The sequence below is a fragment of the Streptomyces sp. NPDC102274 genome, from assembly GCF_044766385.1.
Taxonomy (GTDB): Bacteria; Actinomycetota; Actinomycetes; order Streptomycetales; family Streptomycetaceae; genus Streptomyces.
Genome location: NZ_JBIWLW010000018.1, coordinates 162,467 through 185,618, shown reverse-complemented (window position 1 = coordinate 185,618; position 23,152 = coordinate 162,467). Strand labels below are relative to the sequence as shown.

Below are 23,152 nucleotides of genomic sequence, written 5' to 3'. Positions count from 1 at the left end.
CTGCGTGAAACCGGGTGCCTCCGTGGAGCCGATCTCACGGCGCCCGGCCACCACGACCGACGTGACGGCCTGACCCAAACGCTCCACGGACTCGTTGTGTGCCATCCGCCATCTGCGCCTTTGCCGATGGTCGCCTCGGCCTCGGCCCCGATGCCGACCCAGCCCTCGACCGTCGCCCCTGCGGCGCCGGCCTTCGCGCCGGCGAACGCTTCCGCGCCCGCTTCACGCTCTGGTCGGCGTCGTTGACGGCTCGACCGCCTAGGGGTTCTGTCCATGGAGGTGGGTGACGGTGATCACGCGTGGGTGATCTTGAATGAGTGAGGGCCTTCCGGGTTCGGTGTGGATTGCGACGTCTACACACGAACGATCAGAAGGCCCTCATGCCCCGCGGTAATGCACCCCTGACCGAGACCGGGCGTCTGCGTCTGGCCCGCTGCGTCGTCGAGGACGGCCGGCCGCTGCGGCGGGCGGCCGAACGCTTCCAGGTCTCGCCGACGACCGCCCGGCGGTGGGCGGCCGCTACCGGCAATCGGGGCAGGCGGGCATGAAGGACCTCTCCTCCCGTCCGCGTCACAGTCCGCGCCGGACCGTATGCCGCAGCCAGGGCCGGCTTGCCGAGCGTCCCTGGGGCGAGCCGCACGTACTCCCGTCCAGGACTTGTCAACGCCTCTGACCTGGGACCGCGCATCCGATGGCCTCTCCGTCGGGTTCCACGGTAACCGTAACGCCGTAGGTGAGCCGCTCTCCCCCCCCGGGTCATTGATCAGATCTGTCCCCGGGCTTGCGCGCCTATGTACGTACTGGTGTATGTGCGCCGCATCAATAGGCGCCGGCCACGGATCTCATAGCGGTGTGCCGATCGTGATTCAAGGAAAACTCACGGTCGTTTTGCGGAACATCCCGGGTCGGAGGCCATTGAATGGAGGGTTTTCGGCGCTCATCGTGGTGAGCGGTCCAGACCCGGAGGCGCCCTCCTCTGGCCTGCGTGGCGCACAAGGCTCAGCTGAGACATGAGCATGGCCCCCGCCACGGCGGGGGCCATTCGGTCCTCTTGGAGTAAGACCGCTGTCTGCAGTAGCGGTACTTTTCGAGTCGGCCCGTGATGCGGGTGCGGCTACTCTTCTGTCGCGGCGCGACGCGAAGGGTGGTGGGTGCGGCTTAAGCCGTCCTCGATCAGTGGACCTTTAGACCGCCCGATCTATAGCCAACCTCGGCGCCCGCACCCCTACGAACTCATCGGTACGGCTCGCCGCGGCCTCAGCACGGCGCATAGGACGAGATCTTGTCATTGTAATCGGGCAGCTGCAAGGCCAGGTTGTAAGCTGCCTGACCCGGCGCGAGCATAATCCCACTCCCCTGGTAGTCCGCATCCACCCAGTAGCACATCCTCGTGTCCGTGTTATTCGCTATCGATGAGATCACGTCGTTCATTGCCTGAGGGTGGCTGTTGGTGCCGGTCTGTACGACCGCACCCTGGAAGTAGGCGTCGCTATAGACGCACATGAGACCCGAACCGGAGCCACCGCACGTCTGCTCGACTGCGGATGCCTGGCCCATGGTGACCAAACCGAGGGTGGCACCCGCCACTGCCGTCACTACGGTTGCAATGATCTTCTTCCGCGTCAAGCTGATGCGTATCACCTGGCAGATCTCTTTCTGTTGGGGATGTTCTGCGGCTTCCGAAGTGGACTCGAAAAGCGCAGGAGTCTGGGTTTATACCTGAGATGGTTATTGCTGGCACATCGAGCCGAGTTCAAGCTAAGTACCTGTCAGGAACTTACGGTCAGGACCGGCACGCAGCTCAGATTGCTTACCTGCGAGCCCACAACGCTGATACGGGCTCACAGTCACAGGACAATAGGTGAAGTCGGCGCCGCATCCTATGTCGCATGTCCACTACGCGGCTCGGGCGAACTGTGTGTTTCTGCTATTCCTATCCCGTGGGGAGCGCTGCGGAGTTCCTGGTTCTTGAAATGGCCCTTTCGCGCTACGCGCTGGAGAACCCGGACTCTCGGCTCGCCGTCCGGATGCTCGCCGACGTCTCCCGGATCAACGAAGAGCGGCAGCATCGCCTCGCTGGTGCCTTCTTGGCGTAGGTGGCGTACCAGCACCCCTCCATGGCCGAGCCCGTGCTGGCTGCCGGAGACGGCGTAACAGTGCTGCTCGCAGCGACTGTGTTTGGCGTCGGCATGTAGAAGAGCGATTGCAGCGGGAGCGGGCGATCGTCGGAGCACCGTCTCGGTCACGGCCCGAAGCCCACGAGCCGTGACCGGCTCTGCCTGTCCCCATTCACTGTCGTTCCGCGCCCTTTGGGAGTACCACCCTCCTAAGATCCTCAAGAGATCTAGATGACTTGGTTGACTGGGGGACGAGTTGGGGACCGGCGAGCAACTTGTCACTGTCGCGGCCGTGTTGCTGGGTGCGTTGACGGCGCATCTGACCAACTACGTGATGGAGCGAAGCCGGCATCGGCGGGAGCTGCTGACGCGGTGGGATGACCGGAAGCTTGACGCCTATGGGGGCTACGTCGATCGGGTTCGTGCGGGGATCTTTCTGGCAGTGCAGCTATATGAGCACCGGGAAGGGCTTCGCCGGAGCGGAGCAGTCCGAGGCGGAGTTGATCGCGGAGATGGCCGGGGCCGAGCGCGACCGCGGTCGGTCATTCGAGCAAGTCATGCTCCTCGGTGGTGACGAGGTCGTTGAGGCCGCGCACGAGCTGCATGCCGCGGTTCGCGAGATCGACTGGCAGGCGACCGGGAAGACCGTAGGCACCCTGGAGGAGTGGCGGGCGTGGAACCGTGCTGCCTTCCGGGAGATCAATGAGTTCCATGAGGCTGCTCGGGTGGACCTCGGAGTACAAGGAAAGGTCACCGGCGACCACCATCCTGAGCGGGATCTCCTGCTCCCGGCCGCTCGGCGTGAAGGCGATGGTGCCTCAACCTGACGGCCGTCTCGTCGGTCGTGCATGGCACCCTGGAGGTGGCTCGTCTGCGGCTCGTGTCCGAATCCTGCGGACCAGGGACGGACCAACGGCTCCTCCGGCCGTTCGCGGCCGGTAGGCTGTAGCCGCTCCGTCGCTGGTGGGCGGGGCTGAGGTGGGTTGCCCGAGCGGCCTAAGGGAACGGTCTTGAAAACCGTCGTGGCAGCGATGTCACCGTGGGTTCAAATCCCACACCCACCGCCACAGCTCAGAGAATGTGCAGGCCAGAGGGCACGCCCCATGCGTGGGGGCGTGCCCTTCGCGTGTGCCTGTCTCACCGTGGCCGTGTGAATCCCGTTGTCGGTCAGTGCGTGTGGGCCATGTGTGGGGCCAGGATCACCCGTCATCTTCGTTGCTCAGACCCGTGTCGATTTCGTCGTTCGTCCGTCTCAGGTGCGGCCAGGACCCGGCGGTGGGGCGCTACATCACAGAAGTCCGCTTTTCCATGGAGGAATCGAGTGTCGCGTACGCCGCTGTAACCCCACAGGCGCGGGGCGCAGCGGAAGCGTGATCTTTTCCTCGGGAATTCAGGGCGACGTTTGGATTTGCGGTCGCAGAGGCACATGGAATGTGTCACGTAATTCCCGATAAACGCGCTTTCCAGTATTAGAGGTGGGTTCCGTGAGGATTGGGAATGCGACATGCCTCGTCACAGGAACCAACAGAGGAGTTGGGGAAGTGTACGCGCGCACACTTCTTGCCCGGGGCGCTCGCAAGGTCTACGCCGCCGTCCGCCGCCCCGAGACCGTCCGTATCCCCGGGGCGGAACCGGTCGAACTCGACATCACCGCGCCGGACTCCGTCGCACGCGCGGCGGCCCGATGTTCCGACCTCACCCTGCTGGTGAACAACTCGGGCCTGGTCCGGTCCACGCAACCTCTCGACGAGCAGGGCATTGAGGCAGCCAGGGCCGAGATGGAGACCAATTACTTCGGCACCCTGGCCATGTGCCGGGCCTTCGCTCCGGTCCTCGGGAGGAACGGCGGAGGTGCGCTGGTCAACATGCTGTCCGTCACGAGTTGGTTCGCCTCGCCCCGCAACGGCACCTACAGCGCCAGCAAGGCCGCCGCGTGGCTTCTCACCCATGCCGTGCGTCGTCAGTTGCGGCCACAGGGGACTCTGGTCGTCGGGGTGCATTCCTGGTGGATCGACACCGACATGTCGGCGAATGTGCCCGACGACGAGGTGAAGATCAGCCCGGAGAGCGTCGTCGGCCAGGTTCTCGACGCCGTCGAGAACGGGCAGGAGGAGGTGCTCACGGACGACGAGACCCGCGAGGTCAAGGCGTCCCTGCCACACGACTTGGAGCTCTACGTCTGATCGTGCCCGACGCCGCCCCTCGCGGCGTGCCGGCGGCCGAGGCCGCCCCCTCCGCGCGTCAGCCCGGCTCCGTGCGCGCTCAGAAGTTCCCCGCAGGCCTCCTGTGCCGTCGCAGCAGTGTTCTGCGCGCGGTGATGATCGCCCGGCAAGGTCGAAGAACGCGTTGACGACGGAGTCTCGTCGTGTGGAGCGGCGCGTTGGGCCGGGGTGGTCGGACGCGCGGGTTTGTCAGGGGGATTCAGCGCCTGTCGGCGTCTGGCTCATGTGGTGACGGTGGGCCGCCACGGTCGTTGCGACTCGGATGAAGGCCGCGACGTGCCGCGCGGAAGCGGCCGGTGGCCACGCGACGACCACCGTGCTGGGGACCGAATCGAGGACGGGTACACATACGAGGTCGGGCCCCGACGGCTCCGCGACGGATCGTGGCAAGACCGCGATGGTGCGTCCGAGGGCGACCAGTTGTACCAGCTGGGTCATGTCGGCGACTTCGGGCCCGGTCTCACCTTCGGCTGCCACGCCGTGCCAGCGGGCAGCGTCTCGCCCTGCAGATCGACGGTGCGCAGGCTCACTCGCCGTGCCAGACGGTGCCAGTTGGGCAGCACTGCTACGCGTTGCTCGGTCAGCAGTGCCCTGGCCTTGAGCCCGTGGAGGTTCTCGTGCGCGGAGTTCAGCAGTGCCACGTCCGCGCGTCCGTCGCGCAGCAGGTTCGGGCGATCGACGACATCGCCGAAGAGGATTTCCACGGCCGGAGCGTCCGGTTCCTGCTCGTAGGAGGCCAGAATGTCGGGCAGCAGGCCGCCGTCACCCCCTGGTTTCATCACCAGTCCGAGGCGTGCGTCGGGCCTGCCTGCCTGTTGGGTGTGGCGGGCCGTGGCCATCACCATGTCCAGCGCTTGTCGCCCCTCGCTGAACAGAACCTCTCCGGCCGGGGTGAGGGAGACGCGGCGACTGCTGCGTTCCAGCAACCGGACACCGAGCCGTTGTTCGAGTTGTCGGATCGCCTTCGACAGCGCCGGCTGAGCGATCATGAGCCGTGTGGCGGCACGACCGAAGTGGAGTTCCTCCGCGACGGCGAAAAAGTACTCCAGCTCCCGTGTTTCCAATCGATCCATATCTGAAGGTTATCGATAGGAGGTGGATCGGTCTTGGACGAGCGTCGGCCTTCGGTGATGTCATCGGTTACATGACCACCCACGAAACACGGAAGACCGCTCTCATCTTCGGGGCATCCCGCGGGCTCGGGCTGGCAATGGCCGCTGAGTACGTGTCCCGCGGGTGGTGTGTGACAGCCACCGTCCGAGGCGACAGACGGACAGAGTTGAATGATCTGGCGGGCTCGTCCGACGGCCGACTGACTGTCGAGAAGGTTGATATCACGGTGCCCGAGCAGATTGCCGCACTGCACGCCCGGGTCGCCGGCACGGCTTTCGATCTGCTCTTCGTCAATGCCGCGATCACCAATGGCGATGTCCAGATCGGCGATGTGACGACCGAGACATTCAACCGTGTAATGGTGACCAACGCACTCAGCCCTATGCGCGTAGTAGAGGCATTTCAGGATGTCGTCCCGCCGGCCGGCACCATCGGGGTCATGTCGTCGCGTCAAGGGAGCCTCACGCTCAATGACAGAGCGGGATACGAGGTCTACCGGGCCGGCAAGTCCGCGCTCAACCAGCTGATGCGTAGCTTCGCCGCGCGCCACGCCGACGATCAGCGCACCATGCTGCTCCTCTGTCCGGGCTGGGTGCAGACCGACCTGGGAGGTCCAGCCGCGCCCCTGACGATCGGGGAGAGTGTCCCCGGGGTCGTGGACACGATCGAGAAGCATGCCGGTGAGGGCGGCCTGCATTTCGTCGACTACCAGGATCAGACCGTGCCGTGGTAGCGCAACGGGTCGCCGGGCGTTCCAGCGCCGCGCCGCGTCATCGAAATGTGCGGGCCGCACGGCATGTCGTGATCACGTCAGGGGCACCTGGACAGCCGGACACCTCGCGAACCGTGGGCAGGTCCTCGTTCAGGGGGCCGGTCGCCGGGGGAGGGAGCCAGTGCGGCCGGTCGGGGTCCGCAGGGCGGTGCCCCACAGGGAGGAGGCGGCCGGGGCGAGGTCTCACATAGCGCGCAGGCCCCGGTCGGTGAAGGCGATCAGCCACTCGAAACTCTCGTCGATGTCGGCGCTCCACTGGAAGCCGTTGGCCGCCTGCAACGTGGCGAAGCCGTGGCAGAGGCTGCGGAGCATGCGCAGGGCGTGGTCCACGTCGGGCTCTCCGATCTCGTAGCCGCGCAGGACCGCCGTGAACGCGTCGAGCAGCCGCTGACCCGCGGTGGCCAGCGGATCGTCCGGGCCGGACGGTTCCGCGCCGATCGTCGCGGCGTACCGGCCGGGGTGCTCCACGACGAAGGCGCGGAAGGCGCGGGCCGCGGCCGCCAGGGCGTCGCGGCCCGCGTATCCCTGGACCGCGCCGCCGACGGCGTCGGCGGCCTCGTTCAACGCCAAGATCGCGATACGCCGGTTGAGGTCGTCCTGGCCGCCCACGTGCTTGTACAGGGACGGGGTACGCACGCCCACCCGCTCGGCCAGCAGACCCATCGTCAGGCCGGCGAGGCCCACCTCGTCGGCGAGGGCGGCACCGGCCGCGACCACGGCCGCCGGGTCCAGGCCGACCCTAGGCACGAGCGACGTCCGATCGGAGGAAGGCGAGCATGAGCGAAACCACCTGGTCGGGGAACTGGTCGTGCGGGTAGTGCCCGGCGCCCTCGATCATCTCAAGGCGACCGAGGCCGGACGGCAGGGCATCGACGATCGCCGAACCCTCGGCGTGCGGGTCGGCCCAGTCGGGGTCGAGCGTGCCCATGACGACCAGGACCGGGCAGCGGACGTTGCCGAGCTGCGCGCCGGCGTCGGTCGGGGCGCTGCGGCCCATGCCCTGCATGGCCTTCATCCGGCCCGGCTCGCGCAGCAGGGAGCCGATGCGGCCGAGCCGCTCGGTCCAGTCGGCCGGCTTCACGCCCGGGTAGGCGACGTCGAGGTACGAGCGCCAGAGCGGCGGGCTGCCGAACGCGCCCGAGCCGAGCAGCCGCAGCATGCCCCGCCGGAAGCGCTTCACCCGCAGGTCGCCGAGGCGGATCGACTGCTTGCGGGTGAACGGCGCCAACTCGACAACCGCGGTGATCAGCGAGGGCTCCCGCGCCGCGGCGATGGTGGCGGCGCCGCCGGAGATCGAGTGGCCGACGAGCAGGGCCGGGCCGCCCAAGTGGCGGATCACGGCGAGCAGATCGCCGGCGATGGCGGTGCGGCTCCAGGCCGGCCAGTCGACGCCGGACTCGCCGCAGCCGCGCAGATCGACCGCGGCGACCCGATAGCCGGCCGCCACCAGCGGCGGCATCACGGCACGGTACGCGGCGCGGCTGTCGCCCATACCGTGCGCGAGAACGATCAGCGGGCCGGACCCCGCCACTTCGTAAGCGATCGTGCCGCCGTCGACGGCCAGGTACTCGGTCATGACATCCCTCAGATCTCGTTGGCTAATCTTGTTAGCTAAAAGCTAGTCTCGTTAGCCAACCTTGTCAACGACGAATGCGATGGCGGTCCCTTCCATGGGGATGAGGCAGGTGAGGACACGGCCGGGAGGACACGGCCGGGAGGACACGGCCGGGAGGACACGGCCGGGAGGACACGGCCGTCCCCGCGCTGCGTGTACTCGGGATCAACGGCAGACCAGCCGTCTGCCGGGGTGCGGCAGTGGATGCTGGTTTCGGCGAGGATGGGTGTTCGTTGCGTTGAAACGGCCGTGACGCCGTGACGGACGCCGTGACGAGTGATCGGTGGATCAGTGATCAGCCCCCGCGCCATTCAGCCGCGAGAGCGCGGAAGCGCTCCGCCGAGTCAGGTCTGGTACACGTCGTACGGCTCCAATACGTGCCGTGAGCGGCTCTCGTGCTACATCGCGGGCGGCCGGCCGCCGGGTGCCGCCAGGGCGTATCCCGGGTGCAGGGACAAGCGACCGCCGAGCGTCTCCGTGCCCGTGGAACTCCGCGGCGTCATGTACTTCGCCACCCGGTCGACCGTCTGGGGAGGCGGGAGGGCGTTCTGCGATCCCGGCGGCAGGGGAAGGGTGTTGGCGAGGGCGCACCTTGTCTCGGTCGGGCAGTTCTCGGATATCGCGGCGCAGGAGATGTACCGGGAGCCGGGGGCTGATCTCGACCTCGCGGAAGCACTGGGCGAGGGGCGGTCGGTGCTCGGGGGCGGGCGGTACGAAACGCTCGTTTGTCCGGGGGAGATGGACGGGGTTCCGGTGCTCACCTTCACCGCTCCCTGGAGCGTGGGCGAGCTGGAGTGGAACAAGCCTTCGGCGTCCTACGTCAGGGTTGTGGGCTCCGGTCTGCTGGAAGCGGGCGCCTGGGATGTGGGCACCGTCGCGCGCTATCTCGCGGCGTGTCCGGGTGCGGCCGGCCGATGGACCGCGCGCGAAGTCGCCGACCTGATCGCCGAGTCCGAGTGAAGGGTGCCGGTCGCGGTCCCGTCCGCGGCTGTTGAGCGGCTTCCTGGCGTCAGCATCGGGAAACGCCGAATTAACTGGGCGGGGCGTGGCGCGAAATGCGACTCGGTCACCTTTTCTCCCGGACCCTGCTTGATCCATCCGATCAGGCATTCCCGATATTCCAGACATTCTCGGCATCACCGGCGATCCCGGCGGCCCGGTCAGTCTCATCGATCCCGGAGAAGGGGTGCAGTATGCGAGGAATCCTGCGTCGAACCGTCCTGCTGACGGCCGTGATGGCCCTGACGGCAGGTACGGCCGCCGCCGCCGAGCAGACCAAGGCGCCGGTCAAGCGGCCCAAGGTCGCGGTCATCGGCACCGGCGGGACGATCGCCGGGGTGAGTGAGAGCCGGGTGGACTTTCAGGACTATCAGGCGGGCAAACTCCCCATATCCGAGCTGGTGGGTGACCTCAAGCCCGAGGTGGACCGGATCGCGGACGTCTCCACCGTGCAGTTCGGCAACCAGGGTTCGAGCGGTTACTCCATAGCCGACTACCGCAGGCTGACCCAGACGGTCGACAAAGCACTGCGCTCGAACGACGCCGCGGTCGTCACCACCGGTACGGACACGATGGAAGAGTTCGCGTACTGGCTCGACCTGACCGTACGCAGCGACAAGCCGGTGATCCTCACCGGCTCGATGCGCCCGTGGACCGTCATCGGCACCGACGGTCCGGCGAACCTGTACAACGCCATCCAGCTCGCCGCCGGTCGCAGGACGACCTGCTTCGGCAGCGTCATCATGCTCAACGACGAGATCCAGGCCGCTCGTGAGGTCCGTAAGACGGACGCGCTGCGCATGGATACGTTCAACAGCGGTGCCGGCGGCGCCTTGGGCGTGGTGGACCAGGACCGCGTCCGGATCAACCGGGCGCCCGCGCGGGTGGACAAGTGCGGCAAGGCGAGCTGGAAGACGCCGTTCGACCTCGACAAGATCGCGGGCGACGGGAAGAGCCTGCCGAAGGTGGAGATCGCCTACAGCTACCAGGACGCGGGCGGCGAGGCCGTCACGGCGTTCGCGGACTCCGGCGCGGACGGCGTCGTGACCGCGGGAACGGGCGCGGGCGGTATCTCCCCGGCCATGAGCAAGGCGCGTACCGAAGCGGCCAAGAAGGGAGTGGTGTTCGCCTCTACGACTCGTACGGGCAACGGGGCCGTCTACGACGACACGGCGGACGGTCCCGTGATCGGTGCGGCCGATCTCAGCCCGCAGAAGGCCCGCATCCTGCTTCTGCTCGCGCTCGCGGCCACCGATGACGTGGACACGATGCGCGGCTGGTTCACCACCCTGGGGACGGCCGAGTTCAAGAGCCGGGGTTAGGTCCTGTCCGGCCGGACAGGACCCAGGTGTTCTGTCCATGGAGGGCGTCCTCGCGTCACGGGGGCGCCCTCCGGCGTCGTCCGGGTCAGGGGCCCGCGGTGAGGCGGGCGGCCGAGGCGATGGTCGCGCGGGCTTCCTGTTCGGTCAGGCCGGTGTGTACGGCGGCGTCGACGAGGGGTTCCATCAACGTCTCGCCGAAGCCGTGTTCGTACGCGCGGCAGGCGGCCCAGAACAGCCGGGTGTTGCGCTGGCCCGCGTGCGCCGCGCGTACGAACTGCACCAGGCCGTGGCCGCGCGGGGGTTCTTCCCGCGCTGCGCCGGAGCGGTGCCGGCGGTGCTGAGCGCGCGTAGCGGGCGCAGGGGGTGTGAGCAGGCGCAGCAGGGCGCGGGGGCAGGGTGCGGGCGCCAGGCCGTCTGTACCGGGGGCCGGCCGGTAGGCCCCCCGCGCCGTGACCGAGCCGGGGCCTACGAGATAGCCGCCCGCGCCGCGTACGTCGATGCCGGGGGCGAGCCGGCCCGCGGAGTTCGGTACGACGACGTTGGGCGGGCCCGTCAGCCAGATGTGGCGGCCGCCGCTGGGGGTGAGGATCACCACGGTCTCCGGGAGCGTGAACAGATGCTGGAGGGCCAGTTGCTGAAGCGCGGCCACCGAGTCGGGGGGTGCGTCGAAGGACGAGCCCGGCGCCGGTTCCGAGGCCGCTTCGGAGGCCGATTCCGTGGCCCGGCCCGAGGCCGATTCCGTTGCCAGCCCCGAGTTCGGTCCCGAGTTCGGTCTTGGGGTGACGTCCAGATCTATGCCGATGAGGTGGTGCGGCGGCCTGCCACAGGCGATGCCGTAGCCGGTGGCCCAGGGTGCGGCGGCGAACAGGGAGCGTACGCCGGTCGGATCGGTGGTGGCGTCGTGTACGCCGTGGCCCGGACGCCCGCACTCGCCGCGGCAGAGAACCGGCTCGGGCTCGCCCCTGTGCGGTGAACGCAGCGCGGGGAGCTTGGTGGGTGACAGCGGAAAGACGGGGAGCCCACGCTCGGCGGCGGACAGCGCGTGCGCGAGGGCCAGGGTGGCGGTGTGCCGGGCGGTGATGGCCATAGGTCTATGTTCGTACAAGTGTTCGAAGAAGGGAAGGGGGGTGGTCCGAGGGGGGAGGGCGAGGAGCTGTCGAAACGCTTCTTCCCTGGTGGCGGAAGGGATCGCGGTTCGGATCCGGACATCTCGGCGAGGGTGGGCCAGGGCTTTGGGGGCGCATTAGGGGTTTATCGACATGTCCTCACGCTTGCGAGGGAATCAGGGCCTCCGGGCTGGTTCGCGGGGGATTCGGTGGGCAATTCTGAGGTCGCGACGTCGTCACCACGACCGAGACAGTCGGCCAACTGCCTCGGGACAAGCCGTACTTCTGGTTCCTGGAGGAAATGTCATGGCAAACTTCCGCACCGCCCGCGCCTTCGCCGCTTTCGCCGCGCTGCCCCTCGCCGCCGCGCTCTTCACGGGGGTTGCCCAGGCTGACAACGGCGCCTTCTCCGATGACGGATCGAATGCGACCGTAGCCACGATCAGTGGCAGTGGGGTGGGCGGACACAACCTCGGCAACTCGACGACGACGCAGCAGGTGGCGACCGGCGAAGGGGCGTCCAATCAGAACAACACGGCGAATGTGATCGGTTCGGGCTTCACGACGATCGACCAGTCCAACGAGAACGTCGCGGTGACCTTCAACAACCTCTGGTGGTGAAGTACGGCCCGACGGGGGCGTGACTGAGGGGTGAGATACGTTCTGCGCGGCGGTACTCCGGTGCCGTCGCGCAGGGCGTTTTCCCTGTTTACCGGCGTCTTACCGGCGTCTTACCGGCGTCTCGCCGGGGTTTTGTCGACGCCTTACCCGAGGCCTTACGCGACGTCTCACCCGGCGTCTCTCCGGCATGTCACCGGCGCTGACGGGCATGCGCGGCCGATGGCCCTCGCGTGACTGATCGCGCTCCCGTGACTGGCCGCTCCCGTACGGTGGCCGATCCGTCCCTCCCCGGGATGACCCTGATGGTCTCCTCGTCCCCTCCTCCACCTACAGGAGGTGGAGCCAGCACCATCAGTACACCCTGAGGCGGAGACCGCTTCGGGACCTGGGGCCGATCCCCCGAGGTGGGCCTCGCTCCTAGCGTGGAGCCATGACCACGCCTGTCTGCACGAGCGCCTCACAAGCCGCCAAGCCGGCCGCGCACTTGTCGTACCCGAGTCACCCGCCGTCCACCGGCCACAACGCCCACGCCGGCCCCGCGGGCTTCTCGCCCTACCCGCACTTCGCGTCGTTCTCCTCGTACGTACGGGCGCGGGGGCCCGTGCTGCTGCGTACGGCGCGCTCGCTCACCTCCAATCCGTGCGACGCGGAGGACCTGCTGCAGACGGCCCTCACCAAGACGTATGTCGCCTGGGACCGGATCGAGGACCATCGGGCGCTGGACGGTTACGTCCGCCGCGCCCTGCTGAACACCCGGACCTCACAGTGGCGCAAGCGCAAGGTCGACGAGTTCGCCTGCGAGGAGCTGCCCGAGCCCGCCGGTCAGCCGGAGCCCGATCCGGCCGAGCAGCAGGTGCTGCACGACGCGATGTGGCGTGCGGTGATGCGGCTTCCCGATCGCCAGCGGGCCATGGTGGTCCTGCGCTATTACGAGGATCTCAGCGAGGCCCAGACCGCCGAGGTGCTCGGTGTCTCCGTCGGCACGGTCAAGAGCGCGGTGTCCCGCGCGCTCGGAAAGCTCCGCGAGGACCCGGAGCTCTCGCCCGTCCGCTGATGGCCGGGCCCGGCCGGGCCATCAGCGGACGCGTGGCAACTCCTGGTCGTGGACTCCGACTTCCGACCGTGGTTTCTACTCCCGGGTAGTGACATACCGCGCGGTACGTGCGCAGAATCTCCGCAACCGTTAACTGCCACGTAGCGCAAGCGCCCACCGGGAGGACGCCGTGCTGAGCACCATGCAGGACGTATCGCTGACTGTGACCCGCATCCTGCACCACGGGATGACCATCCACGGAAAGTCGCACGTCACGACCTGGACCGGCGAGAGCGAGCCACAGCGCCGCAGCTTCGCCGAGGTTGGCGCGCGCGCGACGCGGCTCGCGAATGCCCTGCGTGACGAGCTCGGAGTCGTCGGCGACGAACGGGTCGCCACCCTCCTGTGGAACAACGCCGAGCATGTCGAGGCGTATCTCGCGATCCCCTCGATGGGAGCGGTCCTCCACACCCTCAACCTCCGGCTCCCTCCCGCGCAGTTGATCTGGATCGTCCAGCACGCGGCCGATCGAGTGATCCTCGCGAACGGGTCGCTGCTGCCGTTGCTCGCCCCGCTCCTCCCGCATCTGCCGACCGTCGAGCACGTCATCGTCTCCGGTCCCGGCGACCGCGCCCTGCTCGACGGAGCGACCGCACGGGTGCACGACTACGACGAGCTGATCGCGGGCCGTCCCACCACGTTCGACTGGCCCGAGCTGGACGAGCGGTCCGCCGCGGCCATGTGCTACACCTCCGGCACCACCGGCGAACCCAAGGGCGTCGTCTACTCCCACCGCTCCATCTATCTGCACTCCATGCAGGTCAACATGTCCGAGTCGATGGGGCTGACGGACAAGGACACCACGCTGGTCGTCGTCCCGCAGTTCCATGTAAACGCGTGGGGCCTGCCGCACGCCACGTTCATGACCGGCGTCAGCATGCTGATGCCCGACCGCTTCCTCCAGCCCGCCCCGCTCGCCGAGATGATCGAGCGCGAGAAGCCCACGCACGCCGCCGCGGTCCCCACCATCTGGCAGGGGCTGCTGGCCGAGGTCACCGCCCACCCGCGCGATCTGACCTCGATGGCTCGCGTCACCATCGGCGGCGCGGCCTGCCCGCCCTCGCTGATGGAGGCGTACGACAAACTCGGGGTACGGCTCTGCCACGCCTGGGGCATGACGGAGACCTCGCCGCTCGGCACGATGTCCAACCCGCCCGCAGGGCTCGACGCCGAGGAGGAGTGGCCGTACCGCATCACCCAGGGCCGCTTCCCGGCCGGTGTCGAGGCCCGGCTGGCCGGGCCCCGTGGCGACCTCCTGCCATGGGACGGTGAGTCGGCCGGCGAGCTGGAGGTACGAGGTCCCTGGATCGCCGGGGCGTACTACGGGGGCGCGGGCGGTGAACAGATCAAGCCCGAGGACAAGTTCAGCGAGGACGGCTGGCTCAAGACCGGCGACGTGGGGACCATCAGCCCGGACGGTTATCTCACGCTCACCGACCGCGCCAAGGACGTCATCAAGTCCGGGGGCGAGTGGATCTCCAGCGTCGAGCTGGAGAACGCGCTGATGGCCCATCCGGAGGTGGCGGAGGCGGCGGTCGTGGCCGTACCGGACGACAAGTGGGGCGAGCGACCGCTCGCGACGGTCGTTCTCAAGGACGGGGCGACGGCCGACTACGCGTCACTGAAGGAGTTCCTCGCCGGGAGGATCGCGAAGTGGCAGCTGCCGGAGCGGTGGACGGTGGTGTCCGCCGTGCCGAAGACGAGCGTCGGGAAGTTCGACAAGAAGGTGATCCGCAAGCAGTACGCGGACGGGGAGCTGGACGTCACCCGCGTCTAGGGCCTGTCTTGGGAGCTGTGGTCGGCACGGGGTGGAGCGGCTGCTGTCTTCGGGGCGGCGCCCCACCCCGGCGCCCCGCCCCGGCACATATCCGTCTCTCGTACCCGTCTCTCGTATCCGTCTCGGCCCAACACGCCCTAGTTCGTGCCGATCTTGGCGAGCAGGTCCACGATCCGGGACTGCACCTCGTCGCTGGTGGAGCGCTCGGCCAGGAACAGCACCGTCTCCCCGGAGGCGAGCCGCGGCAGCTCCGTCCGGTCGATTCCCGCCGAGGTGTAGATCACCAGCGGCGTCCGGTTCAACTGGCCGTTCGCCCGCAGCCAGTCGATGATTCCGGCGCGTCGGCGGCGTACCTGCATCAGGTCCATGACCACCAGGTTCGGCCGCATCTGGGTGGCGAGGAGGACCGCCTCGTTGTCGGTGGCGGCCCGCCCGACCTGCATGCCGCGCCGCTCCAGCGTCTCCGTCAGGGCGAGCGCGATCTCCTCGTTCTCCTCGATCAGCATGACGCGCGAGGGGTGCTGTTCGCTGTCGCGCGGGGCCAGGGCCTTGAGGAGTACGGCCGGATCGGCGCCGTACGCCGCTTCGCGGGTGGCCTGCCCGAGCCCCGCCGTCACCAGGACGGGGACCTCGGCGGCGACCGCGGCCTGGCGCAGCGACTGGAGTGCGGTACGGGTGATCGGCCCGGTCAGCGGGTCGACGAACAGCGCCGCCGGGAACGCGGCGATCTGCGCGTCGACCTCCTCGCGGGAGTGCACGACCACCGGGCGGTAGCCGCGGTCGCTCAGCGCCTGCTGGGTGGACACGTCCGGCGCGGGCCAGACGAGCAGCCGACGCGGGTTGTCGAGCGGCTCCGGGGGGAGTTCGTCGTCGACGGGCCGCGGCTGGGGGCGGTTGGCCACCTCGACCGCGCCGCCCGGGCCGTCCAGCGGCTCGGGGCCCTCGGCGCCCTCGTCGGGCGCCCCTATCGCGTACGAACGTCCCTCGGCGTGGGCGTGGGCGTGGGGCAGGCGCGAACCGCCCTGTGCCGCGCCGACGGCGGGGTGCGCGCCGGGGCCGGAACTCGCACCGGTACCGGCTCCGGTGCCGTGACCGGCCGGGTCGGGGCGTTCGGTGCCGTCCGGCGGGGTGCCCAGCTTGCGGCGGCGGCCGGAGCCGAGGGACTGCGGCTGGTTCGGGGGCTGGTTCGGCGCCTGTCCCGGGATCTGGCCCGGTACCTGGCCCGGGGGCTGGTTCTGCTGGTGGGGGAGCTGCTGCGCGAACGGGACACCCTGGCCGAGGGTACGCACGCTGAAGGCCCGCCCCTGTGTGGAATCCGGCGAGACGGGAGCCTCTTCGGGCAGGGGCTGCGCGGGCGGGAGGGGCTGATGAGCGCCGCGCCGGGGATTCGGTACGGCGGCGACGCCGGCCGGCGAGGACGGGCGCTGGGCGGAAGAGTCCTCAGGCGCGGCTTCGGGCGCCGGGGAGGTACGGGCGGCCGGCGGGACCGACACGCTGCCGGTGGTGTTGCCCGTGGCGGGGTCGTCGGGCCAGCCCGGGGGCGGGGCCATCGTGCCAAAGCCCGAAGTCGTGAGCATGCCCTGGTCGTTGGACGCCGGGCCCGTATGGGACGCCGGGCCGGTACCGGATGCCGAGCCGGTACGGGACGCGGGGCCTGTATGGGACGCCGGGCTCGCGCCATGGCCGTGATCGTGGTCGCGGGCGGACCGGCCGGGCGGAGTCCGGTCGGGGTTTCCCCAGGCGTTCGGGTTCGGGGCGTCCTCGGTCTCGGCGAAAGCCCCCCTGCGCCCGGACGGCAGCGGGTGCGGCTGCGGCGGGGTGTGATCGTCGCCCGGATTCGTCCGTACGGCGTCATGGCGGCCCGGCGACGAACCGCCCGGCAATGAACCGCCCGGCGCGGGCGGGGCGACGGGGGCGACGTGACCGTGACCGAGGCCGGGCGCCGGCGTGCGGTCCGCCTCGGCGGGCGGGAGCGCGAACGGACTGCGCGCGCCCTCCGGCTCGGCGGGCACGGGGATGTGCCGCTCCTGCGCGGGGGCGAGCGCGCGGCGGGCACGGCGCCCGGCCGGTGGCGTCGGCTGAGCTGAAGGCATCTGCATGGGTGCCGGTGCCGGTGCCGGTGCCGGAGCGGATGCCGGTCCCGGTGACGCGGCGCCGGGCGAGGCGGGGGCCGCGACCCCCGCCGGAGCGATCGGCTGTACGGGCGCGGACGCGGGTCCGGACGCGGGTCCGGTGGGCGTCATCGGAGCGGTGGGCGCCATTGGAGCGGCGGGGGTCATTGGAGCGGCGGGCGTCATTGGAGCGGCGGGCGTCATGGGCCCGGCCGGCAACGCCGGTAGCGCCCGCTGCACCTGGCCGCCCCGGCCACCCTGGGCGCTCTGACCGCCCTGGCCTCCATGCCGAGCCCGGCGCCCCGTCCCGGCGGCGGCATCCGCGGGCACACCCTGGGGCGGGACCGCCTGGCCGAGCGCCGCCCGTCCGGTCGGATGCGCACCCTCGGCGGCCGTCACGACCGACCCTTCGGAGGGCGGGGCGGCGGGCAGCGCGACAGCGGACCCCGGGTTCGGCCCGGCGGCACTCGGTCCGCCGGCACCAGGCCCGGCGGCAGCGGCCGCCGCCACGTCGTCAGCGGGGCTCGGACGGCCGCGTCGGCGGCCCGTGCCACTGCCCCCGCCGGAGCCCTGTGCGGGAATCAGGTCCTGCCGGACTCCCTGGTTCCCCTGACTCCCCTGATTCTGCTGATTCCCCTGGTTCTGGATCCCCTGGTTCTGGTTCCCGTGGACTCCCGGGCCCCCGAGACCGCCGCCCTCCGTCCCGGCTCCGGCCGTTCCGGCTTCAGGACCCGGCTCGGCCGCCCGCGCCCGGCGCCGTCCCGTGGGTTCCCCGGCGTCCCCCGTCTCCGTCGCCGACGCCAGGAACGCGTCCGTGGACGCCCGCCGCGCGCGGCGCCTGCCGCCGCCCGAGGTCCCCGTCCCCGCGCCCGGTCCCGTTCCCTGCGCGGGCAGGGCGGGCTGTGCGGACCCCGGCATCCCGGCGGGCGGCTTGACCGTACCCGCGCCCTCGCCGAGCGGCAGCTCCAGCACATAGGCGCTGCCGCCCATGCCCGGCATGTCGTGCGTCTGGAGCACCCCGCCGTGCGCCCGTACGATCCCGCGCACGATCGGCTCATGCACCGGATCACCGCCGGCGAACGGCCCGCGCACCTCGATCCGTACGACATCGCCGCGCTGCGCCGCGGCCACCACGATCGTCGAGTCGACGTATCCGCCGCCCGGTACCAGCCTGGCCCGGCCCGTCGAGTCGACCCCGGCCACATCGGCGATCAGATGCGCGAGCGCCGTCGCCAGCCGGCCCGGGTCCACCTCGGCCTCGATCGGCGGGGCGTGCACCGCGAACTGCGCCCGGCCCGGCCCGATCAGCTCGACCGCGCCCTCCACACCGGCCGCCACGACCCCGTCGAGCAGCGCGTTGGTCTTGATCAGCTGTTCCGTACCGGCGTCGAGCCGCTGATACCCGAGAACGTTGTCGACGAGTGTCGTCATCCGCGAGTAGCCGGCGGCCAGATGGTGCAGGATCTGGTTGGCCTCGGGCCAGAGCTGTCCGGCCGGGTCGGCGGCGAGCGTGGTCAGTTCGCCGCGCAGCTCGACCAGCGGCCCGCGCAGCGATTCACCGAGCACGGCGGTGAGCTGGGAGTGCCGGTCGGACGTCTCGCCGTACCGCTCCGTCAGCTCCTCGATCTCGGCCGCGTACCGGTCGCTGCGGTCCGCGAGCTCCGCCGCGTGCCGTTCGGTCGCCTCGTCCAGCTCGGCGCGCAGCCGCTCGGTGGTCTCCGCCAGCTCGGCGCGGAGGCGTGCGGTCGTGTCCGTGAGCTCGGTGGTGAGGCGCTCCGTCGTCTCCGTCAGCTCGGAGGCGTGCCGTTCCTCCGCGGCGGCCAGCGCCGTGGCGTGCTGCTCGGTGAGTTCGTCGTACGGACGCCGGTCGGTGAAGGTCATCACGGCGCCGACGAGCTGATCGCCGTCCCGGACCGGCGCGGTCGTCAGATCGACCGGCACCTGCTTGCCGCTCTTCGCCCACAGCACCTGCCCGCGCACCCGGTGCTTGCGGCCCGACCTGAGCGTGTCCGCGAGGGGTGAGTCCTCGTACGGGAAGGGCTCGCCGTCCGCGCGCGAGTGCAGGATCAGCGGGTGCAGCTGGTGGCCGCCCAGATCGCTGGCGCGGAAGCCGAGGATCTGCGCGGCGGCGGGGTTGACGAGGACGACGCGGCCGTCGGTGTCCGTACCGACGACACCCTCCGACGCGGCCCGCAGGATCATCTCGGTCTGCCGCTGCGAGCGCGCCAGCTCGGCTTCGGTGTCCATCGTGCCGGAGAGATCGCGGACGACCAGCATGAGCAGTTCGTCGCCGGTGTAGCTGTGCGAGTCGTTGTACGCGTCCCGGCCGTCCTCCAGGCTCGCGCTGGTGACCTCGGCCGGGAACTCACCGCCGTCCGTACGCCGCGCGATCATCCGCGTCGGTTTCGTACGGCCGCGCGCGTCCGCCGCTTCCGGGCGGCGCATCGAACCGGGGATCAGCTTGGAGTCGAACTCGGGCAGCAGATCGAGCAGCCCGCGGCCGACCAGCGCGGTGCCGGGGGTCTCGAACATCTCCAGCGCGATGGTGTTGGCGTTGACGACCGTGCCGTTGGCGTTGACGAGCACCAAGCCGTCGGGGAGTGCGTCGAGTATCGCCGCGAGGCGAGCAGCGCCTCGGGATGGCCTGCTGCTCACGACGACGCTTCCTCCCTGAACCACTGCACCTTGCGGACCGCGGCACCCATCTTGCCCCTCGGGTTCCGGCCTGTCACGGAAGGGAGTCTAAGGGCTGGGGAGGCGGCCGCGACGGCGGATGAGCGGGAGCTCTCGCAGGGGTTGTGTGCGAATGGCCTGTGCCACTGGCCTTTCACGCAGCTTCCCGCACCTCGCAATTGCCTCATGGTGGAACGTATTACCCGGTCCGGCGCCCGCCCTGACGGGTCGGGGCAGGCGCCTGTATGAGCCGACGGGCGGCGCGGCCAGTGCCGCGTACGGACCGCGGGCGGCTTACGCCCGGGTGTTCGGCAGCACCGGCTCCAGCGTCTGCCAGCGGGCGATCTCGCACCCGTTCTTCTGGTTGAACGCGGCGTCGACGGCGCGCCCCTGCCACGTGCCGGTGATGCGCGCGGTGGCGTCGCCGCCGTACAGCATCGTGCACTGCGTGTCCTTCGCCACCGGCGCGAACGGATCCCGGTCCTCGCTCGCCAACTGCGCCAGCCGGTCACATGCGGCCCGCGCCCACTGATGCGTGCCACCGGCCGGCCGGCACTTCAGGCGGTACGTGCCGTCGGCGCCCCGGAGCCCGGAGCCCGCGACGGTGACGGTGAAATCGTCCGGCGCGGCTTCGGCTCGGGGCAGCGGTACGGGCGCGAGCCGCGTGAGCCCGAAACCGGCGGTCTCGGTGAAGGCGCCGGTGTCGGCGCGGGCCGAGGCGTCCGCGGAGACGGCAGGCGCGGCGCCGCCCAGCATGGCGGCGGACGCGGCGACGGAGGCGGCGGCGGTGAGGACGAGGCGACGCAGCATGGAAGCTCCTGACGGGTGACGGATCCGGGGCCAACGCCCCGCCCTCTCTAACGCGCGTCAAGCCCCGGCGTTGCGCACGCGGAAGCGCTTTGCTCTGTGGGCCACCCGCCTAGTACCGTGAGAAGCGATTGGTGACACCCCACCCGGCTGTGTCATCATCTGCACGCACCATCCGCGCCCGCGCGGGTGTGCTGGAGGCGTCGCCTAGTCCGGTCTATGGCGCCGCACTGCTAATGCGGTTTGGGTCTTAAAGCCCATCGAGGGTTCAAATCCCTCCGCCTCCGCGTGTTGATCACCGAAGCCCCGGCCCCACGGCCGGGGCTTCGGCCGTTCCGGCAACGATGGCCCGTACGAGTGACCGCCCCCAGGAGTGATCGTCCGCACGGCCGCCGCCGCGCGGTTCCGAGGTCGAATCTGAGGCGTTTTCGCAGGTCAGCTGTGGTCTTGCGAATGGATTTCACCTGGCGCCACAGGTCATGTAATGTTGTTCCCGCAACGCCGACCGGGAAGAAAAGCCCGGAACGCCAAGCACTCGTAGCTTAACGGATAGAGCATCTGACTACGGATCAGAAGGTTGCAGGTTCGAATCCTGCCGAGTGCACACAGGTGAGAGGCCCCCGGAGGAATCCGGGGGCCTTTCGCGTTGCTGGTCGGGTCGCGGACCGCTGCCCCGGTTCCGGTCTCACGTCGCGGGCAGTTGGTGTCGAACGCGGTACGGATCGGGTGGATGACCGCCGCGCCCGGGGCGAGTTGGAGGGGCTTGGCCTCCAGGGCGAGGGCATCCGGGCGCGGATCTATTCAGCGAAGTGGTCGAGTCTTCACCCGGTATCCCTCCACGCCTCGTCCCGCCCATGTTGTCCGCGGCTGGCATCCTGAGCGCTATGAGGTGGAAGTGCCAAGGGCTTCGCTGGAGCGAGGGGGTGCCCGCGCTCGGATGGCGGCGGGACGAGGGTGGCGCACGGCGGGAGAGCGTGCTGGGGTACGGGCGTGACCTGGGGTTTCGTGTCGTCGGGGCGCGTATGTGCGCCGGGGCGCGGGGGAATGTGTGTCCGCTCGGGGCGCTGATCGCCGGGCGCGGTACGGGTGGGCAGTGTGCCGAGTGCGCGCGGCTGGACCGGGCGCACTCCGTGGCCGCCGACACCATCGCCGATGATCCGCGGACGTACCGCGTCTATCTCGCGTGGTTCGGGCCCGGGATGGTGAAGGTCGGGATCACCGCGGAGGAGCGTGGGCCCGCGCGCCTTCTGGAGCAGGGGGCGGTCGCGTTCAGCTGGCTCGGGCGCGGGCCGCTGATGGCCGCGCGGCGGACCGAGGAGCTGCTGCGCAGGGCGCTGGGGGTGCCGGACCGTATCCCGTACGCGCGGAAGCGGGCCGTACGGGCCGGCCTGCCGGTTCTGGCGGAGCGGGTGGCCGAGATCGAGCGGCTGTACGTACGGGCGGTGGCGCTGGAAGGGTGGCCGCAGTCGCTGGAGCGGATGGAGTTCGAGGCCGTCGACCATGCGGGGGCCTTCGGTCTGGACGGGCTGGCGCCGGCCACCGGCGTGGTGGTGGAGCTGGTGGACGGCGGGCGCGTCGCGGGGCGGCTGGTCGCGGCCGCCGGGCCCGATCTGCACCTCGCCACGGCGGACGGCGGGATGATCGTGCTGGACACCCGGCTGATGAGCGGGTGGGAGTTGACATCGGCGGCGAGCGACGGCGGGGGTGTGGGCGCGGGCGGGGGCGCGGGCTTGGTCACGGTGCCGGTCAGGGACGTGCACAGCGGCGGTGTGCAGGACGGGCTCTTCTGAAGGGGAAAGTGGGCTGGTATGGCCGATATAGCCGGTCGCGAGGATGGCATCGAGGCTGTACGGCGGTTCCGGGAGCGGACGGGGCTCCCGGACCTCATCGACGTACATACGCACTTCATGCCGGAGCGGGTCCTCAGGAAGGTCTGGGCCTACTTCGACGCCGCCGGGCCGCTCGTCGGGCGGGAGTGGCCCATCTCCTACCGGCAGGAGGAGGACGAACGCGTCGCCCTGCTGCGCGCCTTCGGCGTGCGGGCGTACACCTCGATGCTCTACCCGCACAAGCCGGGGATGGCGGAGTGGCTGAACGGCTGGGCCGCCGGGTTCGCGGCGCGTACGCCGGACTGTCTGCGGACGGCCACGCTCTTCCCGGAGGACGGCGTCGAGGCGTACGTACGCGAGGCCGTCGAGGGCAGCGCCGGGATCGGCGGCGCCCGGATCTTCAAGTCGCATCTCCAGGTGGGCGCGTACGACCCGAACGACGAGCGGCTCGACCGGGTCTGGGGGCTGCTCGCCGAGGCCGCCGTCCCGGTGGTGATGCACTGCGGCTCCGGCCCCGCGCCCGGCAAGTACACCGGGCCCGAGCCGGTGGGGCGGCTGCTGGCGCGCCATCCCCGGCTGCGGCTGATCGTCGCGCATCTCGGGATGCCGGAGTACGTGGACTTCCTGGATCTCGCCGAGAGGTACGCGGAGGTCAGGCTGGACACCACCATGGCGTTCACGGACTTCAGCGAGGACTTCGCGCCGTTCCCCGGGGAGGCGACGGCGCGGCTCGCGGATCTGGGGGACCGGATCCTGCTGGGGACGGACTTCCCGAACATCCCCTATGCGTACGTCCACCAGCTGGAGGCCCTGGAGCGGCTCGGGCTGGGGCACGAGTGGCTGCGGGCGGTTTGTTACGGGAACGGTGCCCAGCTCTTCGGGCTCGCCGGCGCCCAGGGCCAGGACCCGAATCCGGAGGATCCGGACCCCGCCCGCTAGTCAGGAGCCCGCGGTCGTTTCTCAGGGATTTCACAG

The 23,152-nt window shown here is 70.0% G+C and carries 17 protein-coding genes, 3 tRNA genes and 2 pseudogenes; 15 read left to right on the top strand and 7 right to left on the bottom strand.

The annotated features are described in order from the left end of the window. Positions 1-380: 380 nt before the first annotated feature. Positions 381-590, top strand: a pseudogene (locus ACIRQP_RS24240) (helix-turn-helix domain-containing protein); the annotation flags it as partial. A gap of 667 nt (positions 591-1,257) precedes the next feature. Here ACIRQP_RS24240 and ACIRQP_RS24235 read toward each other — a convergent pair. Continuing rightward, the gene (locus tag ACIRQP_RS24235; protein WP_403893206.1) at positions 1,258-1,641 is read right to left on the bottom strand and encodes a peptidase inhibitor family I36 protein; all 384 of its coding nucleotides are present in this window, start codon (positions 1,639-1,641) and stop codon (positions 1,258-1,260) included. Between the two features lie 248 nt (positions 1,642-1,889). On the opposite strand from ACIRQP_RS24235, the gene ACIRQP_RS24230 reads away from it, so the two are divergent. The 4 genes from ACIRQP_RS24230 (at position 1,890) to ACIRQP_RS24215 (ending at position 4,300) form a co-directional block, all read left to right on the top strand. Next, positions 1,890-2,096: a hypothetical protein gene (locus ACIRQP_RS24230; RefSeq protein ID WP_403893205.1), complete on the top strand. Its 207-nt coding sequence runs from the start codon at positions 1,890-1,892 to the stop codon at positions 2,094-2,096. A 473-nt stretch (positions 2,097-2,569) separates the two neighbouring features. After that, a complete protein-coding gene (locus ACIRQP_RS24225) occupies positions 2,570-2,944 on the top strand; it encodes a hypothetical protein (RefSeq protein WP_403893204.1) in 375 nt (124 codons plus the stop codon). 150 nt (positions 2,945-3,094) lie between these two features. Next, positions 3,095-3,184: transfer RNA gene (locus ACIRQP_RS24220), tRNA-Ser, on the top strand. Between the two features lie 408 nt (positions 3,185-3,592). Then, positions 3,593-4,300, top strand: coding sequence for an SDR family oxidoreductase (locus tag ACIRQP_RS24215; protein WP_403893203.1), 708 nt, complete (start codon positions 3,593-3,595; stop codon positions 4,298-4,300). 228 nt (positions 4,301-4,528) lie between these two features. Here the strand turns inward: ACIRQP_RS24215 and ACIRQP_RS24210 are convergent. Continuing rightward, positions 4,529-5,412, bottom strand: a pseudogene (locus ACIRQP_RS24210) (LysR family transcriptional regulator). Between the two features lie 71 nt (positions 5,413-5,483). Between ACIRQP_RS24210 and ACIRQP_RS24205 the strand changes: the two are divergent. Further along, positions 5,484-6,185 carry an SDR family NAD(P)-dependent oxidoreductase gene (locus tag ACIRQP_RS24205; protein ID WP_403893202.1) on the top strand — a complete coding sequence of 234 codons (702 nt, stop codon included), beginning with the start codon at positions 5,484-5,486 and terminating at the stop codon, positions 6,183-6,185. 222 nt (positions 6,186-6,407) lie between these two features. Here ACIRQP_RS24205 and ACIRQP_RS24200 read toward each other — a convergent pair whose 3' ends face one another. Continuing rightward, on the bottom strand, positions 6,408-6,941 hold the full coding sequence (locus ACIRQP_RS24200) for a TetR/AcrR family transcriptional regulator (protein ID WP_403893213.1): 534 nt from the start codon (positions 6,939-6,941) through the stop codon (positions 6,408-6,410). A 22-nt stretch (positions 6,942-6,963) separates the two neighbouring features. Further along, positions 6,964-7,800, bottom strand: coding sequence for an alpha/beta fold hydrolase (locus ACIRQP_RS24195; protein ID WP_403893201.1), 837 nt, complete (start codon positions 7,798-7,800; stop codon positions 6,964-6,966). Positions 7,801-8,415: 615 nt separating this feature from the next. On the opposite strand from ACIRQP_RS24195, the gene ACIRQP_RS24190 reads away from it, so the two are divergent. Beyond that, positions 8,416-8,799 carry a hypothetical protein gene (locus ACIRQP_RS24190; RefSeq protein WP_403893200.1) on the top strand — a complete coding sequence of 128 codons (384 nt, stop codon included), beginning with the start codon at positions 8,416-8,418 and terminating at the stop codon, positions 8,797-8,799. A 233-nt stretch (positions 8,800-9,032) separates the two neighbouring features. After that, positions 9,033-10,160, top strand: coding sequence for an asparaginase (locus ACIRQP_RS24185; protein WP_403893199.1), 1,128 nt, complete (start codon positions 9,033-9,035; stop codon positions 10,158-10,160). Positions 10,161-10,245: 85 nt separating this feature from the next. Here the strand turns inward: ACIRQP_RS24185 and ACIRQP_RS24180 are convergent, their stop codons facing one another. Continuing rightward, on the bottom strand, positions 10,246-11,247 hold the full coding sequence (locus ACIRQP_RS24180) for a bifunctional DNA primase/polymerase (RefSeq protein ID WP_403893198.1): 1,002 nt from the start codon (positions 11,245-11,247) through the stop codon (positions 10,246-10,248). Positions 11,248-11,572: 325 nt separating this feature from the next. On the opposite strand from ACIRQP_RS24180, the gene ACIRQP_RS24175 reads away from it, so the two are divergent. The 3 genes from ACIRQP_RS24175 to ACIRQP_RS24165 all read left to right on the top strand — a co-directional run bounded on the left by ACIRQP_RS24175 (position 11,573) and on the right by ACIRQP_RS24165 (position 14,757). After that, entirely contained in the window at positions 11,573-11,887 is a 315-nt protein-coding gene (locus ACIRQP_RS24175; protein ID WP_403893197.1) for a hypothetical protein, read from the top strand. A 430-nt stretch (positions 11,888-12,317) separates the two neighbouring features. Next, the gene (locus ACIRQP_RS24170; RefSeq protein ID WP_403893196.1) at positions 12,318-12,941 is read left to right on the top strand and encodes a SigE family RNA polymerase sigma factor; all 624 of its coding nucleotides are present in this window, start codon (positions 12,318-12,320) and stop codon (positions 12,939-12,941) included. Positions 12,942-13,110: 169 nt separating this feature from the next. After that, a complete protein-coding gene (locus ACIRQP_RS24165) occupies positions 13,111-14,757 on the top strand; it encodes a long-chain fatty acid--CoA ligase (RefSeq protein WP_403893195.1) in 1,647 nt (548 codons plus the stop codon). A gap of 137 nt (positions 14,758-14,894) precedes the next feature. Here the strand turns inward: ACIRQP_RS24165 and ACIRQP_RS24160 are convergent, their stop codons facing one another. Continuing rightward, positions 14,895-19,523: a PAS domain-containing protein gene (locus ACIRQP_RS24160; RefSeq protein ID WP_403893194.1), complete on the bottom strand. Its 4,629-nt coding sequence runs from the start codon at positions 19,521-19,523 to the stop codon at positions 14,895-14,897. 312 nt (positions 19,524-19,835) lie between these two features. Further along, positions 19,836-20,351 carry an SSI family serine proteinase inhibitor gene (locus tag ACIRQP_RS24155; protein ID WP_403893193.1) on the bottom strand — a complete coding sequence of 172 codons (516 nt, stop codon included), beginning with the start codon at positions 20,349-20,351 and terminating at the stop codon, positions 19,836-19,838. Between the two features lie 193 nt (positions 20,352-20,544). Between ACIRQP_RS24155 and ACIRQP_RS24150 the strand changes: the two genes are divergently transcribed. The 4 genes from ACIRQP_RS24150 (at position 20,545) to ACIRQP_RS24135 (ending at position 23,116) form a co-directional block, all read left to right on the top strand. Then, a tRNA-Ser gene (locus ACIRQP_RS24150) sits at positions 20,545-20,635 on the top strand. Between the two features lie 244 nt (positions 20,636-20,879). Next, positions 20,880-20,952, top strand: a tRNA-Arg gene (locus ACIRQP_RS24145). Positions 20,953-21,232: 280 nt separating this feature from the next. After that, positions 21,233-22,138 (top strand): DUF2797 domain-containing protein, encoded by a 906-nt coding sequence (locus ACIRQP_RS24140; RefSeq protein ID WP_403893192.1) that lies wholly within the window; start codon positions 21,233-21,235, stop codon positions 22,136-22,138. A gap of 18 nt (positions 22,139-22,156) precedes the next feature. After that, positions 22,157-23,116 carry an amidohydrolase family protein gene (locus ACIRQP_RS24135; protein ID WP_403893191.1) on the top strand — a complete coding sequence of 320 codons (960 nt, stop codon included), beginning with the start codon at positions 22,157-22,159 and terminating at the stop codon, positions 23,114-23,116. The last annotated feature ends 36 nt before the right edge of the window (positions 23,117-23,152 follow it).

What these genes read in the sequence shown, in the direction of transcription:
- ACIRQP_RS24230 (WP_403893205.1), top strand. Translation starts at nt 1,890, where the DNA reads ATGTCCACTACGCGGCTCGGGCGAACTGTGTGTTTCTGCTATTCCTAT.
- ACIRQP_RS24225 (WP_403893204.1), top strand. Translation starts at nt 2,570, where the DNA reads ATGAGCACCGGGAAGGGCTTCGCCGGAGCGGAGCAGTCCGAGGCGGAG.
- ACIRQP_RS24205 (WP_403893202.1), top strand. Translation starts at nt 5,484, where the DNA reads ATGACCACCCACGAAACACGGAAGACCGCTCTCATCTTCGGGGCATCC.
- ACIRQP_RS24195 (WP_403893201.1), bottom strand. Translation starts at nt 7,800, where the DNA reads ATGACCGAGTACCTGGCCGTCGACGGCGGCACGATCGCTTACGAAGTG.
- ACIRQP_RS24185 (WP_403893199.1), top strand. Translation starts at nt 9,033, where the DNA reads ATGCGAGGAATCCTGCGTCGAACCGTCCTGCTGACGGCCGTGATGGCC.
- ACIRQP_RS24180 (WP_403893198.1), bottom strand. Translation starts at nt 11,247, where the DNA reads ATGGCCATCACCGCCCGGCACACCGCCACCCTGGCCCTCGCGCACGCG.
- ACIRQP_RS24175 (WP_403893197.1), top strand. Translation starts at nt 11,573, where the DNA reads ATGGCAAACTTCCGCACCGCCCGCGCCTTCGCCGCTTTCGCCGCGCTG.
- ACIRQP_RS24170 (WP_403893196.1), top strand. Translation starts at nt 12,318, where the DNA reads ATGACCACGCCTGTCTGCACGAGCGCCTCACAAGCCGCCAAGCCGGCC.
- ACIRQP_RS24155 (WP_403893193.1), bottom strand. Translation starts at nt 20,351, where the DNA reads ATGCTGCGTCGCCTCGTCCTCACCGCCGCCGCCTCCGTCGCCGCGTCC.
- ACIRQP_RS24140 (WP_403893192.1), top strand. Translation starts at nt 21,233, where the DNA reads ATGAGGTGGAAGTGCCAAGGGCTTCGCTGGAGCGAGGGGGTGCCCGCG.
- ACIRQP_RS24135 (WP_403893191.1), top strand. Translation starts at nt 22,157, where the DNA reads ATGGCCGATATAGCCGGTCGCGAGGATGGCATCGAGGCTGTACGGCGG.